The sequence below is a fragment of the Phenylobacterium deserti genome (assembly GCF_003254705.1).
GTDB lineage: Bacteria > Pseudomonadota > Alphaproteobacteria > Caulobacterales > Caulobacteraceae > Phenylobacterium > Phenylobacterium deserti.
In genome coordinates this window covers 174,379-188,361 of record NZ_QFYR01000002.1, presented here as the reverse complement: position 1 = coordinate 188,361, position 13,983 = coordinate 174,379, and the positions used below count along the sequence as shown (strand labels likewise).

At 62.8% G+C, this 13,983-nt stretch carries 12 protein-coding genes; 8 read left to right on the top strand and 4 right to left on the bottom strand.

Features of this window, described 5'->3' with window-relative positions:
* Positions 1 to 41 precede the first annotated feature (41 nt).
* On the top strand, positions 42 to 2,294 hold the full coding sequence (locus tag DJ018_RS10590; protein WP_111514928.1) for a GumC family protein: 2,253 nt from the start codon (positions 42 to 44) through the stop codon (positions 2,292 to 2,294).
* A 73-nt stretch (positions 2,295 to 2,367) separates the two neighbouring features.
* On the opposite strand, the gene DJ018_RS10585 is transcribed toward DJ018_RS10590, so the two are convergent.
* Positions 2,368 to 2,622, bottom strand: coding sequence for a hypothetical protein (locus tag DJ018_RS10585; protein WP_133254269.1), 255 nt, complete (start codon positions 2,620 to 2,622; stop codon positions 2,368 to 2,370).
* A 245-nt stretch (positions 2,623 to 2,867) separates the two neighbouring features.
* Between DJ018_RS10585 and DJ018_RS10580 the strand changes: the two genes are divergently transcribed.
* The 5 genes from DJ018_RS10580 to DJ018_RS10560 all read left to right on the top strand — a co-directional run bounded on the left by DJ018_RS10580 (position 2,868) and on the right by DJ018_RS10560 (position 8,150).
* Entirely contained in the window at positions 2,868 to 3,542 is a 675-nt protein-coding gene (locus DJ018_RS10580) for a sugar transferase (RefSeq protein WP_111514926.1), read from the top strand.
* A 23-nt stretch (positions 3,543 to 3,565) separates the two neighbouring features.
* Positions 3,566 to 4,789 (top strand): glycosyltransferase family 4 protein, encoded by a 1,224-nt coding sequence (locus DJ018_RS10575; RefSeq protein WP_111514925.1) that lies wholly within the window; start codon positions 3,566 to 3,568, stop codon positions 4,787 to 4,789.
* 44 nt (positions 4,790 to 4,833) lie between these two features.
* On the top strand, positions 4,834 to 5,910 hold the full coding sequence (gmd, locus tag DJ018_RS10570) for a GDP-mannose 4,6-dehydratase (RefSeq protein ID WP_111514924.1): 1,077 nt from the start codon (positions 4,834 to 4,836) through the stop codon (positions 5,908 to 5,910).
* Positions 5,911 to 5,920: 10 nt separating this feature from the next.
* The gene (fcl, locus tag DJ018_RS10565; RefSeq protein ID WP_111514923.1) at positions 5,921 to 6,868 is read left to right on the top strand and encodes a GDP-L-fucose synthase; all 948 of its coding nucleotides are present in this window, start codon (positions 5,921 to 5,923) and stop codon (positions 6,866 to 6,868) included.
* Positions 6,869 to 6,953: 85 nt separating this feature from the next.
* Positions 6,954 to 8,150, top strand: coding sequence for a hypothetical protein (locus DJ018_RS10560; RefSeq protein ID WP_133254268.1), 1,197 nt, complete (start codon positions 6,954 to 6,956; stop codon positions 8,148 to 8,150).
* A gap of 71 nt (positions 8,151 to 8,221) precedes the next feature.
* Here the strand turns inward: DJ018_RS10560 and DJ018_RS10555 are convergent, their stop codons facing one another.
* The 3 genes from DJ018_RS10555 to DJ018_RS10545 are packed head-to-tail and all read right to left on the bottom strand — an operon-like array spanning position 8,222 to position 11,690.
* A complete protein-coding gene (locus DJ018_RS10555) occupies positions 8,222 to 9,331 on the bottom strand; it encodes a glycosyltransferase family 4 protein (RefSeq protein ID WP_111514921.1) in 1,110 nt (369 codons plus the stop codon).
* A complete protein-coding gene (locus tag DJ018_RS10550) occupies positions 9,328 to 10,668 on the bottom strand; it encodes an oligosaccharide flippase family protein (RefSeq protein WP_165842877.1) in 1,341 nt (446 codons plus the stop codon). The genes DJ018_RS10555 and DJ018_RS10550 overlap by 4 nt, the downstream gene beginning before the upstream one ends.
* On the bottom strand, positions 10,665 to 11,690 hold the full coding sequence (locus tag DJ018_RS10545) for a glycosyltransferase (protein ID WP_133254267.1): 1,026 nt from the start codon (positions 11,688 to 11,690) through the stop codon (positions 10,665 to 10,667). The genes DJ018_RS10550 and DJ018_RS10545 overlap by 4 nt, the downstream gene beginning before the upstream one ends.
* A 140-nt stretch (positions 11,691 to 11,830) precedes the next feature.
* Here DJ018_RS10545 and DJ018_RS10540 point away from each other — a divergent pair, with 140 nt between their 5' ends.
* Together DJ018_RS10540 and DJ018_RS10535 are read left to right on the top strand one after the other, a co-directional pair.
* Positions 11,831 to 12,763 carry a glycosyltransferase gene (locus DJ018_RS10540; RefSeq protein ID WP_111514918.1) on the top strand — a complete coding sequence of 311 codons (933 nt, stop codon included), beginning with the start codon at positions 11,831 to 11,833 and terminating at the stop codon, positions 12,761 to 12,763.
* A gap of 110 nt (positions 12,764 to 12,873) precedes the next feature.
* Positions 12,874 to 13,899, top strand: a complete 1,026-nt coding sequence (locus tag DJ018_RS10535; protein ID WP_133254266.1) for a glycosyltransferase — start codon at positions 12,874 to 12,876, stop codon at positions 13,897 to 13,899.
* Positions 13,900 to 13,983 lie beyond the last annotated feature (84 nt).

Below are 13,983 nucleotides of genomic sequence, written 5' to 3'. Positions count from 1 at the left end.
GCCGCAAAGCCGCGCTTGGCGCGCCCAAATCGAGACTGCTGATGAACGTACACAGCCCTGCTTCTGCGCTCGAGCCTGACGCTTACGCGCCGGGCGGCACCGGTCGTCTGGCCGGCCTGGTCGGAGGTCAACTCGACCTCCGGCGGCTGTGGCTCGCCTTCCGCCGCCGCCTGCGGCTGTTCCTTGCCGTCGCAGGCGCGGTTTTCCTGGCTGCTATCCTGCTGACACTTTCCGCGACGCCGAAGTACACGGCCACGGCGAACGTCATGCTCGACACGCGTCAGGAGAATGTCACGAACGTCGAGCAGGTGCTTTCTGGCTTGCCGGCGGACTCCAGCGTGGTCGATACCGAGGTCGAGATCCTCAAGTCGCGGCAACTGGCCGAGCGGGTCGTCACTGCGCTCAAGCTCGACCGCGATCCTGAGTTCAACTCGGCCGTCGCCAAGCCCACCGGCCTCAAGGCTGTGGCCGGCGGCATCGCCGCGCTGTTTGGCGCTAAGGCGCCCAGCCAGGTCGCCCTGAGCCCCATTGAGCAGCAAAAGCAGCACGAGCGGATCGTCGACAATGTGCTGGGCGGCCTATCCATCAAGCGCGCTGGCCTGACCTACATCATCAACGTCAGCTACGAGTCCACCAGCCCGCAAAAGGCTGCGCAGATCGCCAACAAGTTCGCCGAGCTGTACCTTCTCGAACAGCTGGAAGCGAAGTTCGACGCGACGCAGCAGGCGACCGGCTGGCTGAACACCCGCCTGTCGGAACTCCGGGGTCAGGTGCTCGCCGACGAGGCGGCGGTCCAACAGTACAAGATCGCAAACAACCTGCTCAGCGCTTCGGGGACCAACCTCACCGAGTCCGAGATCTCGAACTACAACCAGAGCCTCACCCAGGCCCAGGCGCAGGTGGCTGAAGACCAGGCCCGGCTGAACACGGCCCGCGCCCAGCTTGCCCGCGGTTCGACGGGCGAGGACGTGGGTGAAGCGCTCAGCTCTCCGGTGATCGCCAAGCTGCGCGAGCAGCGCGTCGAGGTCAGTGCGCGCGTCGCCGACCTGCAAGGTCGCTACGGCGAGCGGCACCCCGAAATGCTGAAGGCCAAGCGCGAACTCGCGGACATCGACAGCCAGATCTCAGGCGAGATCCAGCGCATCATCTCCAACCTGGAAGCCAAGGTGCAGGTCGCCCGGCAGCGGGCCGGCGCGATCGGCGGCAGCCTGGGCGGCGCCAAGGGCACCCTGGCGGCCAACAACCGGGCCATGGTCGGGTTGAACGAGCTGCAGCGGAAGGCGGACGCGTCTCGTACGCTCTATGAGAGCTACCTGAACCGCTACAAGGAAACGAGCACCCAGCAGGGCATCGAGCAGTCGGACGCCCGGGTGGTTTCCAAGGCCAAGATCCCGACCAACCAAAGCGCGCCCAAGGTGCCGTTGAACCTCGCTCTCGGCCTTCTTCTGGCCCTGGGCGCCGGGGTCGGCGCGGTCACCCTGGTTGAGATGCTCGACAGCGGTCTGACGACGGCTGAAGACGTCGAGCGCCGGCTGGAGTCCTCCTACCTCGGAGCCGTTCCGCTGCTCGCGACCGTGGCCGAGGGCTCGAACCTCGATCCCATCGACTATGTGGTGGCCAAGCCGCTCTCCAGTTTCTCGGAGTCCTTCCGGAGCCTGCGCACGTCTGTCGCCTATGCGCGCCTCGGCGAGCCTGTGAAGATCGTGGCCGTGACCTCGTCCCTGCCGGGCGAAGGCAAGACCACCACCTCCATGTGCCTGGCGCGCACGGCCGCTATCCAAGGCTTGCGTGTCATCATCGTCGACTGCGACCTGCGTCGCCGCAGCGTCAACCGCCTGCTGAAGGCGGAACCGGCGATCGGCCTCCTGGAAGTGCTCAGCGGCGACGTCCCGCTGCAACAGGCCACCGTAGTGGACGAGGCCTCCGGCGCTCACGTGCTGCCGCTCGCCAAGAGCAGCTACACGCCGAAGGACGTGTTCGGCACGGCCGCCATGGACCGTCTGCTGCAGGCTCTGCGAGCTCAATACGATCTCGTGGTTCTCGACACCGCGCCGGTTCTGCCGGTCGCCGACACCCGCGTGCTGGCCCCGAAGGCCGACGCGGTGGTCTTCCTCACCCGCTGGCGCAAGACGCCGCAGCACGCGGTCGAAAGCGCCTTCCGCCTCTTCCAAGGCACGGGCGCTCACATCGCCGGCGTCGCCCTGACCCAGATGGATATGAAGGCGCAGACCAAGTACGGCTACGGCGACCCGGGCTACTACTACGCCGAATACAAGAAGTACTACGCGAGCTGAGGCGGCCGAGCGCCGCAAACAAGAAGGGCCTCCCGATCGGGAGGCCCTTTTCTGTTTCAGGCTGCCGAGGCGTTCAGAGCTTCGCGGCGCCCCAGATTAGCGCAGCCCAGAAGAGCCCGTTGGTCAGCACCACGAAGCCGAGCGTTCGGCGGGCGGACCAGCGCGGCTCCCCTGCCCCGCTCATCGCCACCGCCAATTCGCGCTGCATGCGCCGGACCGGATTGTCGCCTTGGAGGCTCGCCGCGTCGGCGAGCTGGATCGACGGAGCGCCAGTTGCATCCCCGTCGTGCAGGTCGGCAGTTTCGGGGCGTTGCAGGGGTCGAGCCACGTCGAACTCCTTGTGAGGACACGCCCAAGCTAAGAGGCCGACGCCTAACAATTGGTCTCCGGACGCCCTTAACGGCCGGAAACTCTGCTCCCGTTCCGCGCAACTTCGGGATGTGAATGAAGCGCGACCCAAATTGGTGCGCGAATTGCCGCACCGCAGCAGAAACTCGCTCAGCGTTCGTCGAACAGCTTTGCTGGCACGCTGTTCGCACGGTAAAGGTTGGGTAAGGGCGCTGGGGGCCTAAGATGTATCTTTCCGGGACGAAGACCGCGGACGCGCCGCGCCTTGCGCCAGCTTCGGCGCCGCAGCAGGGCGTGGACCTGTGCCGCCTGTTCGACATCGTTATCGCGAGCGCCGCCCTGCTCTTTCTGGCGCCGCTGATGGGCGCCATCGCGCTGCTTGTGTGGGCGCACGATGGCGGACCCGTCCTGTTCGGGCACAGCCGGATCGGCTTCGAAGGGCGCACCTTCCGGTGCTGGAAGTTCCGCTCCATGGTCATAGACGCGGAAGCGCGCCTCGCCGCCCTCCTCGCCCGCGACCCCCAGGCGCGCGCCGAGTGGGAGGCCGACCACAAGTTGCGTCGCGATCCGCGCATCACCGCCCTCGGGCGCTTCCTACGCGTCTCAAGCCTCGACGAGCTGCCGCAACTGTTCAACGTCCTTAGAGGCGAGATGAGCTTGGTCGGCCCGCGTCCGATCGTGCTTGCGGAGGTGCCGCGCTACGGCCGCTGGTTCTCCCGCTACTGCGAGGTGAAGCCCGGCATCACCGGCCTGTGGCAGGTTAGCGGCCGCAACGACGTCGACTACCGCCAGCGCGTCGCCATGGACGTCCTCTACGCCAAGCGCTGGAGCGCCCAGACTTACGTCCGCATCCTGTTCGCCACCGTGCCGGCCGTCCTGGCCCGCAAGGGCTCGTACTGATCCTCCGCCGGGACGACCACGTCATGCGTATCGCCATTCACGACTATGCCGGTCACCCGTTTGTCTTCGAGCTGTCCCGGCAGCTCGCCCGTGAGGGCCATCAGGTCGGTCACTTCTTCTTCGAAGGCGACCCCGGCCCGAAGGGCGCGACCGAGCGCAAGGCGGACGATCCGGAAACCCTGCAGATCTTCCCGATCGCCATCTCCGAGCCTTACCGCAAGGACCAGCTGCTGAAGCGCCGCAGCCAGGACATCGAGTACGGTCGCAAGGCCGGCGCCGAGATCGCCGCGTTCCGGCCCGACGTGATCCTCTCTGGCAACACGCCCCTGGAGTCTCAGGCGCCCCTTATGGCTGCCGCGCGGCGCGCCGGCGCCGGCTTCGTCTTCTGGATGCAGGACTTCTACAGCCTCGCCGTCCGCAACCTGTTGAGCTCGAAGTTCTTCGGCGCGGGCGGGCTCGCCGCGCTCTGGTACGAGCGACTGGAAGCCACTCTGCTGAACCGCAGCGATGCCATCGTGGTGATCAGCGACGACTTCCTGGCCGGCCTCAAGCAGCTCAAGGTCGACGCCCAGGACGTGGAGATCATCCCCAATTGGGGCGCTCTCAATGAGATTCCCTTGCGGCCGAAGGCCAACGCCTGGTCCGAGCGGATGGGCCTGACGGACAGCTACGTCTTCCTCTATTCCGGCACCCTGGGCCTCAAGCACGACCCGATGATGCTCTGCGCCCTGGCCGACGCGTTCCAAGATGATCCGGCGGTCAAGGTGGTGGTCTCCGCCGTCGGCGCCGGCGCTGAGTTCCTGCGCCTGGAGCTGGACTCCAACCCGCGCCCGAACCTGCTCCTCAAGGGTCTGGAGCCGATCGAGGCCCTGCCCGACGCGCTGGGTGCAGCCGACACCTTCGTTGCACTGCTGGAGGAGGACGCCGGTCGCTACTCCGTGCCCTCTAAGGTGCTGAGCTACCTATGCGCCGGCAAGCCGGCCCTGCTCTCCGCGCCGCTGGAGAACCTGTCCGCCCGCATGCTGACGCAGGCCGGAGCCGGCCGAGCGATCCGCGCGGGCGACACTGCCGCCCTCATCGCCGCCGCGCGCGAGTTGCGCAACCAGCCCCTCACGCGCCAGCGGATGGGCGACGCCGGGCGTGCCTACGCCATCGCCAACTTCGACATGGCGGCCGTGTCCCGCCGGTTCATGGCCGTCTTCGATGACGTCCTGGCCCGGCAGCCTGCCGCCGCTGTGGCCGCCTAAGGCCGCTCAGAAACAACAACCAAAGCATCAGCCGAGAGACTCACATGCCCGACGCGCAAGGCCGCAAGGTCGCACTCATCACCGGCGTCACCGGCCAGGACGGCGCCTACCTGACCGAGCTGCTGCTCGAAAAGGGCTACATCGTCCACGGCGTGAAGCGGCGCTCGTCGTCGTTCAACACCGGCCGGATCGAGCACATCTATCAGGATCCGCACGAGGAGAACCCGCGCCTCATCCTACACTATGGCGACCTCACGGACTCCACCAACCTGATCCGCATCGTCCAGCAGGTGCAGCCGGACGAGATCTACAACCTGGCCGCCCAGAGCCATGTGCAGGTCAGCTTCGAGACGCCGGAGTACACCGCCAACGCTGACGCCGTCGGCACCCTGCGCCTGCTGGAGGCCATCCGCATTCTGGGTCTTGAGAAGAAGACCCGCTTCTACCAGGCCTCCACGTCGGAGATGTACGGCCTGGTCCAGGAAGTGCCCCAGAAGGAGACCACCCCCTTCTACCCGCGCAGCCCCTACGGCGTGGCCAAGCTCTACAGCTACTGGATCGTGGTGAACTACCGCGAGGCCTACGGCATGCACGCCTCCAACGGCATCCTCTTCAACCACGAGAGCCCGCTGCGCGGCGAAACCTTCGTCACCCGCAAGATCACCCGGGCCGCCGCGGCCATCGCCCACAAGCGCCAGGACAAGCTCTTCCTCGGCAACCTCGACGCCAAGCGCGACTGGGGCCACGCCCGCGAGTACGTCCGCGGCATGTGGATGATGCTGCAGCAGGATCAGGCCGACGACTACGTTCTCGCGACCGGCGAGACGACCACCGTGCGTCAGTTCGTCGAGTGGGCCTTCGAGGACGCCGGCTTCAAGCTGCGCTGGGAAGGCGAAGGCGTCGATGAAAAGGGCTATGACGCCAAGACCGGCAAGTGCCTGGTCGAGATCGATCCGCGCTACTTCCGTCCTACGGAAGTGGACCTGCTGCTCGGCGATCCCACCAAGGCCAAGACCAAGCTCGGCTGGGAACACGAGACTGGCGTGCGGGAGCTGGCGCGCGAAATGGTCCGGGAGGACCTGAAGTCCATGCTCACCGACCCCATCGCCGCCTACGCCTGAGCCAAGCTTGATGTACCAGCTGAAGGGAAAGCGTATCTGGGTGGCCGGCCATCGCGGGATGGTCGGCTCGGCGGTCGTGCGCCGGCTGGCGCGTGAGGACTGCGAGGTCCTCACCGCCACGCGGAGCGACGTCGACCTGCGCCGCCAGGCCGACGTCGAAGCCTGGATGGAGGCGAACCGGCCGGACGCCGTGGTCCTGGCCGCGGCCAAGGTCGGCGGCATCCTGGCCAACGACACCTACCCGGCCGACTTCCTCTATGAAAACCTGATGATCGAGGCGAACATCATCCACGCCGCCTATCGGGCGAATGTGGAGAAGCTGCTCTTCCTCGGGTCGTCCTGCATCTATCCGAAGTTCGCGCCCCAGCCGATCCCCGAGGACGCCCTCCTCACTGGCCCGCTGGAGCCCACCAACGAGTGGTACGCCATCGCCAAGATCGCCGGCATCAAGCTGGCCCAGGCGTACCGCAAACAGCACGGCTGCGACTTCATCAGCGCCATGCCCACCAACCTCTACGGGCCGGGCGACAACTTCGACCTCAACTCCTCTCACGTCCTGCCGGCCCTGATCCGCAAGGCGCACGAGGCCAAGGTCGCGAACGATCCGGCCATCACCATCTGGGGCACCGGCACGCCGCGGCGCGAGTTCCTCCATGCCGATGACTGCGCCGACGCGTTGATCTTCCTGCTGAAGACCTATTCGGACTTCGAGCACGTCAATGTCGGCTCCGGCGAGGACATCGCCATCGGCGACCTCGCCCGCCTGGTTTGCGACGTCGTCGGCTTCCAGGGCGAGATCCGCAACGACACCTCTAAGCCCGACGGCACCCCCCGCAAGCTCATGAGCGGCGACAAGCTACGCGGGCTCGGCTGGACCCCGAGCATCGGCCTGCGAGACGGGATTGCGGGAGTGTATGAGGAATGTGAACGCACGTTTGGTACTGCAGCGGCCTCATAAGTGCCGGGTCGATTACCAGAGCGGCAGGCCCCCTTTATTAACCAGGATTAACTCGGCGTATCCTATGGCGCAGCTGAATCTGCGAATGCCGCGTCCTGATATCGTTATGATATCCGGGTCAGCACTTGCACTTTTTTTCTCTCGACCCACTGCTTTGGGAGAACTGTACGCACTTCCGGCTCTCTTGATTGCAGCCGCGCTAGCCTTGGGCTCAGCTCTGATCAGCGCTGCTCACAAACAGCCAGTCGTCGGTGGATCAGCGCAACTTGGAGGTTACGCTGCGTTCGCCGTGTTTCTCATTCTCTTGGTGATTGCCGGCACCCGCTCTCAAACACTCGACATAACCACCAAGACATCCGTCGTATGCTTGATAGGCGTTTTCGTGGGCTCGGTCGTGCTCGCAACGCCAGAGCGCTGCCGCGCCTTTTTCGACGCGATCGCGGTGATCATAGTGGTGTTGTCGGCGGCGCTACTATTTTCCTTCACACTGCTGCTGGCTGGGGTTCGCGTTGAGACCCTAAGCGTCGGCCACTTCTGGTACGGCTATCCTCGCCCAGCAGTGATCATCTTGCCCGGAACGACCGTCTACAACTACGTGGCAACGTGGTTCGGGATGATGCCACGTCTCTCGGGCTTCTTCAGAGAGGTTGGAATATTCCCGGCGTTTGCATGCTGGGCAGCTGGATATTGCAGCTTCCGACGATGGAGTCCGCTCGCGACTGGGATATGCTTGATAGCCTCTGTTGCAAGCCTCTCCACCATGGGCCTAGTTGCCTTGGTGACGCTAGGCGGCGTGATAGGCGCACGACTCCGGCTTCCTTGGTGGTTCTACTTGGTAGTCGCGCCGTTTGCCGCGTTCATTCTAATCGCTGTGACATACAACATCCCATATATTGGGCTCGGGTATAAGTACACGAACGCGACCATCTCCTTCGTGGAGCGGATGAACGCAATCAGAAACGTCGGAAGTGAGGATCTGCTGATCGGCGGCGAGCCTGATGGACGCAACCTTGCCATCAACCTCATCGCCCAGGTCTCAACGTACGGCTTGATTGGCATCGGCATCATAGTTTCTAGCTTGCTTGGAGCGGTACGCGACACTCGCTACTTCTTCGCCAGCCTTCTACCGGCGTTCGTGATCGCGCTGTTCAGTCAACCGATCGCCACGGAGCCGCTTTTCTTTCTTCTTTTCATCTCGCACAGAGTTTTTGCACCCATCCCCTCGTCGGCTGCACAACATCGTGAGCAGCGCTTCTACTGGCCTACTGCATATAGATGGTGAGTTGCCGGACGTGCGCAGCTATTGGCATAGTTCAGCTGCCCTAGCGAGCACTACGCCCACTCAACAAACGACTATGCTGGGCCCACGTCAGACGCAAAGCCCGCAATCTTTAAATAGTCCCTCGCCGTCCGCCCGGCGTCATAGTCACTCAAGTCCCGCACGTAACGTTCACTGCGCCGCAGTTGGTCTGCGACAGATGCAGCAAGTTCATCGGAGTTATCTAACGGCACCAGTGTCACACCGGGCATGTACCTTGCGAACGCGAAGCTGGGTATGTCGCTCGCCACGACGGGGACCCCACTCGACAGCGCCTCCAAAAGCGCAATGCTATGCTGCTCCGCGATAGACGGCATAAGGTAGACGTCTGCTGCAGCTAACAGGTTAGGGACATCCCTCCGCGGGCCGAGAAAACGGATCCGGCCGCCTAGCCCCGTCCCTTCGATCGCAGCCACCAACTCTCGAAGATAATTCTCGTCCTCAACTACGCCAGCGAACCAGAGACTCGCGCTTGGATTGGAGGCTAGAACATTCATCAAGGATTTCACTGCGAAGCACTGCTGTTTGATCGGAGCGATCCGCCCCAATTGAAGCAGAATTCGTTCGTGAGGCCGGATTTGCAGATGGTCCCTGACTTCCTTGCGCTTCTCGGAAGTTGTCCGGAAACGTTCCACGTCAACCCCGTTTGAGATAACCTGAGGCTCGGGGCCCCATGGCACGTTTCGCTTGTAGTTGGCTGCAGCGGGTTCTGCGACAGCGATCACGCTGCGGGTAAGCGGCACAAGCATGCGCTCCGCCCAGCGCGCCTTCCAGTTAGAGAAGTCATTGGTGCTGCTGTGCAGGACGAAGTGGATCGGCGGTCGCCTCCTGACCATGGCCAAAGCAATTCGGCCGTAAAGCGCAGGGAGCAAAGAATGCGCAAACACCACGTCTGGCTCGAACGCAGCAAAAGCACGCGCGAAGTTCCGCGAGCGGGCGAGCCCGTATAACTCTTCGCGAGGAACGTAGAGCTCAACACCGGCTTCGGCCAACGCAGCGAGCTCCGGCTCGAAAGCTTCAGCCGCGGGAGCGTTCGACGCAATCGCTGAGCGTGCCCCCAGTATCCGATGTTGGATACACAAGTCTCTCGCAAGCACTTCAGCCCCCGAGTGGCGGGGAATATGAACTAGGTGGAGTATCTTCATCCAACTCGCCGGATTTGACTAATCGAGGCCAGCAGTTCGCGGGTCATGACTGGGAATTCGGGCAGAACTCGGAGGCGCTGAGCTCGGCAGTTTTGGACGCTGATCAGCAGGGCTCCAGAGGCGATGCCGATCGCTGCGCCCGTTGTCACGCCAAGCGGCCCAAACATGATGCCCAGAAAAATCCCGAAGACGGGGCCAAAGACGGTGGTGACGGCGCTACCGAGAAGGTTCCATCGCACCACGCCCGAACCAACTCCGAGCAAGTAAGCCGGAACTGAAACCACATTGAACAGCCAAGCGAAGCAGAGAACAGCCAACGTGAGGCTAAATATACCATCAACCCGGCCGAGCCAGAGCTTGCTCAGCAGAGGAGCCCCCAGCGCGAGAATGCCGAACCCAGTAACAGCAACAAGCATGATCAGCGTCACCGCACGTTGATAGAGGTCGCGGAGCGCTGGATCGTTCTCGGCTACAGCTCGCGCAAAAAGGGGCGTCAGGTTTTGGCTCGGCGTCACGAGTAGCTGGCGTGCCTGAAGAACGACGCGAGAAGCCATTTCGAAGAGGCCCAACGCGTGGACACCGCCAACAACAGAAAAAGCGAGCTTTACGGCAGGCTCATGCAGGAAGGTGGCTAAGTTGACAGCCTGAAGTCGCAGGCCGAAGCCAAGAAGTTCACGAAGGGGCTGCATTCGCAGCCGCCAGGGCAGGCGCAGATCTACACGCCCTGAGGCAGCACGCGTCGTGAGCAGCCAGCCAACAATACAGATGAACAGGTTCTGAGCCATCTGAGCGAGCGCGACACCGCGAAGGCCAAACGACCGGATCGCGAAAACAGCCACTCCGATCTGCCCTATCGCAGCCAGCATCGAAAGAGCACTTTTCTGATAAGATTTGCCGAGACCAAGCAGAGCAGAATTCACTACTGCCGTTAGATTCATGAGCACAAAAGACCCGATGGCGAACGGCAGGAGTTGTCGCGCTTCACGTATAACAGCGGGATCTGGAAGTAGACCCAGCCCCATGTAGGCCGGCCAGTAGAGCAGCAAGCCGAGCGTAAGATAGAGCAGGAAATTGAGGAGCCAAGCCGTCTCAATGTAATCGATGGCAGTTCTAGCTTGTGGTCCTTCCCGGTCAGCGAGGGCGATGTAGCGACCTAGGCCAGCAGCCGCACCGACGTCAGCCACCCGAGCAATCGAAGTCGCCGCCATCACAAGCGACCATATGCCGACACCAGAGACCCCGACAGAGGCGATGATGATCTTGTACAGAAGGAACAGTCCTAGGCTCGTGACGACAACCTCAGCGACGTTCCAGCTAATGTTCTTGCGGAGGTTCACGCGGTCCATCGTCCAAGCGATTGAGTCAGCGCCTTCAGACTACGTGCGCGCATGCCCGCGACCAGGTTAGCGGTGTTGGGTCGATCGGGAGGTGACCACCCCAACAGCTTTGCGGCAGCTTCCCGAGCCTCAGTCCAGTCGAGCGAAAGGTTCGGAAATCCGAATCGCCGCGCCTGAGCCTCCACATAGGAATTGCGCCGCACCACCACGGGAACTGCCCGCTGAACTGCCCGACCAAAGATGCCCGAGGCCTGATTGTACTGCGGCCCGTAGCAACTCCACATGAGATCCGCGACCGCATACGCACCCGCCATATCTTCATCGGAGACGAAGCCGTCTCGCAGGAGACCGCCGGCCCTTACGAACTCGTCCGCCATCCCCTTTGACTCGGACGCAACCTTGCCAGCCGCGACGAACAGGAATCGCTCGCGAAGCTGTTCGCTTGAGCGCCAGATCTCCACAAACTGGTGAAAGCCCTTGTCCTCGTTTTGCGCGCCGAGCGCGACGACAACCGTACGGTCGCCTGCCGCCTCACGGATCTCAACGGCCATAGCGCTCATCACGGACGCCCCAACTGTCGGCAGGTCCCATAACTGCGGATCGTAGATCCAGTCAGTGGCGACGGAAATAACGGCTGGCTCCACATCAGCCGGCAGAATGCTGATGACGGACACGCCAGGCCAACGCTTCAGCACCCTCATGGCCAAGCCCTTGACGAGCGTTCGCGTGGATCGGGGACGTGCACATTCGACCGGTCGGAAGAGGAGGCCGACGGTCCGTCGCCCCGCTAATGAACGGCGAATAGCCGCCCTCGCGAATCCAACTGTATCCTCCTCAATCATCAGGAAAAGCACCGGTTCGGCGACCGGCACTGCATCGCGCCAATGCTCAGCGAGAGACGGGATCAAACCGCCTGCGAGTGTTCGTGAGAAGAAATCGATATACTCCTGCCGGTGCCCCTGCCGCCCGTAGGAGACGAGGGTCAGACCGCAGTCGCTCGCCGGTCTCGCGGGATTGCTCACGTCTGCCTCTGCGCTCACAGTTGGTGTTCTGGGAAGGTGATATTTCTTTACGGCTAAGCCTGCTACTACTGAGCTATAAATCAACCGAAATGGGGGCGTCCGATCCTAGCTCGGGCACCCGCCACCGTCTGAGGCTCTAAGTGAAAGCGCCGATTGCATTATTTGCTTACCGTCGAGCCGATCACCTATCCCGAACACTCGACGCGCTAGAGGCATGCGAAGGCTTTGCGGATCATGATCTGCACATCTATTCTGATGGACCGAAGAACGCGGCGGCGGTAGCTGACGTCGAAGCGGTGCGAGAACTACTTGGGTTCCGCAAGCGGCCGAACATGACTGTCGTTGCTCAAGAGGCGAACCGTGGCCTCGCGAACTCGATCATCAGCGCCGTTACAGCGCTGACTGACCAGTACGGCTCTGTGATCGTGGTAGAAGACGACCTGCTCTTACAGCCTTCCGCCCTTTTATGGTTCCAGGGCGCTTTGGAGAAATATTCCAGCAGCGAACAGGTGATGCACGTAGGGGGCTACCAATATTCGGTTCCTGAGTTCGAGTCTCAGAGATCCGGATCGTTCCAGCGGTTCACCACCTCATGGGGATGGGCCACTTGGAAGCGGGCTTGGAAGCACTTCGACGCTCAAGCTACCGGATGGGAGGAGCTGGACTCCGACCCCTTGCTCGAACGAAGCTTCAACGCCGGCGGTACGTTTCCGTTTGCCGACATGCTGCGCAAGCAGATGCGAGGGGGCCTGGACAGCTGGGCGATCCGCTGGTGGTGGTCGGTCTTCAAAGCTGACGGACTTGCAGTTATGCCGCCGAAGTCTCTTGTGACGAACATCGGCTTTGACAGCTCGGCGACGCACAACTCGGTCGGGTCTGCGAAGGCGTTGCTCAGCGGGCCCCGCCCCGCCGTTTGGGACAAACCGGGGCCCCCAGATCTCCCAGGTGCCGTTGAGTTGGTTCCCTTTGCTGAGCAGGCCTTCCGACGCGGCCTTCTGCGTACCAACGCGATGCGCAACCATAAGATCAAGAAGGGGCTGGCGGCTCTAGGAATGCGACGATTCCAAACGTGACAAGCGCCGCCCGAAAGATCGCCGCATTCGGACCTCTCCCGCCGTCTCTGACGGGAGCCGCGACATGCACCGGCGCTATTCTCGATGAGCTCGAGAGGCGCGGCGCAATTGTGCAACGTTATCCTCTCCTGGGCATGGGCGGCTCCTTGGTCCACCGACTAGTCGCCAGAACCTGGTCGTCAGTCTCACGGCTAGCGGGTCTCGCAACCGGCAAGCCGGACGCCGTCTACTTCTCGCTGGAGAGCAATGCCGGGAAGGCGCTTGCGCTTCCTCTTCTGCTACTCTGCCGAATGCGCGGGCTCCGGGTTTTCGTGCACCATCACGGCTATAGCTACGTCAGGAAGCACGATAACCTCATACCGTTGATCATTCGCGCGGTGCCCGACGCGGTCCACATCTTCCAATGCGAAAAGATGGCTATTGAGTTCGACGGCAGGTATTCGAGACGCGCGCCGGCGCCGCTGACGCTCACGAACGCCTTCCTTGTGGCGCAACCACGCCCACAGCCGCGCAGCCTCGACGATGCGTCTATAAGGCTCGGCTTCATGAGCGGCTCCCACCCGGTCGAGAAGGGACTGTTCCGCGCATTGACCGTTGCGGGAAGCACCGCGAGGCACCACCCTACCACCTTTGAGGTCGCAGGGCCGCTTGACGACGCGACCTCTAAGGAACTCTCGAAAGTAGCGCATGAACTCAACGTTGAGCTCGTGCTTTGGGGAGCAGTGAGGGAATCCAAGGCGGCATTTTTTAGCCAGCTCGACTATTTGCTTTTCCCGAGCACCTATCGCAATGAGACGCAGGGGATCGTCAACTTGGAGGCGCTCTCTTACGGCACTCCGGTGCTGGGAATCGATCAGTGCTGCGTGCGGGAGACCATCGAGCCCTTCGGGGGGGCGGTTTTCGAGAGCGAAGCGGAGTTCTTGGCGCGGGCTCCAGCTACCATCCTCTCCACAGTCGAGAGCACCACGGCCCAACAGAGGAGTCGCACGAACGCGACCAAACAATTCAGCTCTCAGTTCGACAAATCAACGAACGAACTCGCGGCATTGTTGGCAGCGCTCCTGCAGCCGACGCCCCTGGTGCCAGCCCGATCCTCGACGAGCGCGCGGCAGCTCGCGGACGAACGCGTCAACTAGGTCGCTGCTCCCGAGTGCGTGGGTGCTGCGCGCGGGCGGCGAGCAGAGTCGCTCCGCAGCTCACCCACGCTTGTTGGCTGGGAT

Bases quoted from the DNA above. Each gene is read 5' to 3' on its own strand.
- DJ018_RS10590 (WP_111514928.1), top strand. From the start codon at position 42: ATGAACGTACACAGCCCTGCTTCTGCGCTCGAGCCTGACGCTTACGCG.
- DJ018_RS10580 (WP_111514926.1), top strand. From the start codon at position 2,868: ATGTATCTTTCCGGGACGAAGACCGCGGACGCGCCGCGCCTTGCGCCA.
- DJ018_RS10575 (WP_111514925.1), top strand. From the start codon at position 3,566: ATGCGTATCGCCATTCACGACTATGCCGGTCACCCGTTTGTCTTCGAG.
- gmd (WP_111514924.1), top strand. From the start codon at position 4,834: ATGCCCGACGCGCAAGGCCGCAAGGTCGCACTCATCACCGGCGTCACC.
- fcl (WP_111514923.1), top strand. From the start codon at position 5,921: ATGTACCAGCTGAAGGGAAAGCGTATCTGGGTGGCCGGCCATCGCGGG.
- DJ018_RS10560 (WP_133254268.1), top strand. From the start codon at position 6,954: ATGCCGCGTCCTGATATCGTTATGATATCCGGGTCAGCACTTGCACTT.
- DJ018_RS10555 (WP_111514921.1), bottom strand. From the start codon at position 9,331: ATGAAGATACTCCACCTAGTTCATATTCCCCGCCACTCGGGGGCTGAA.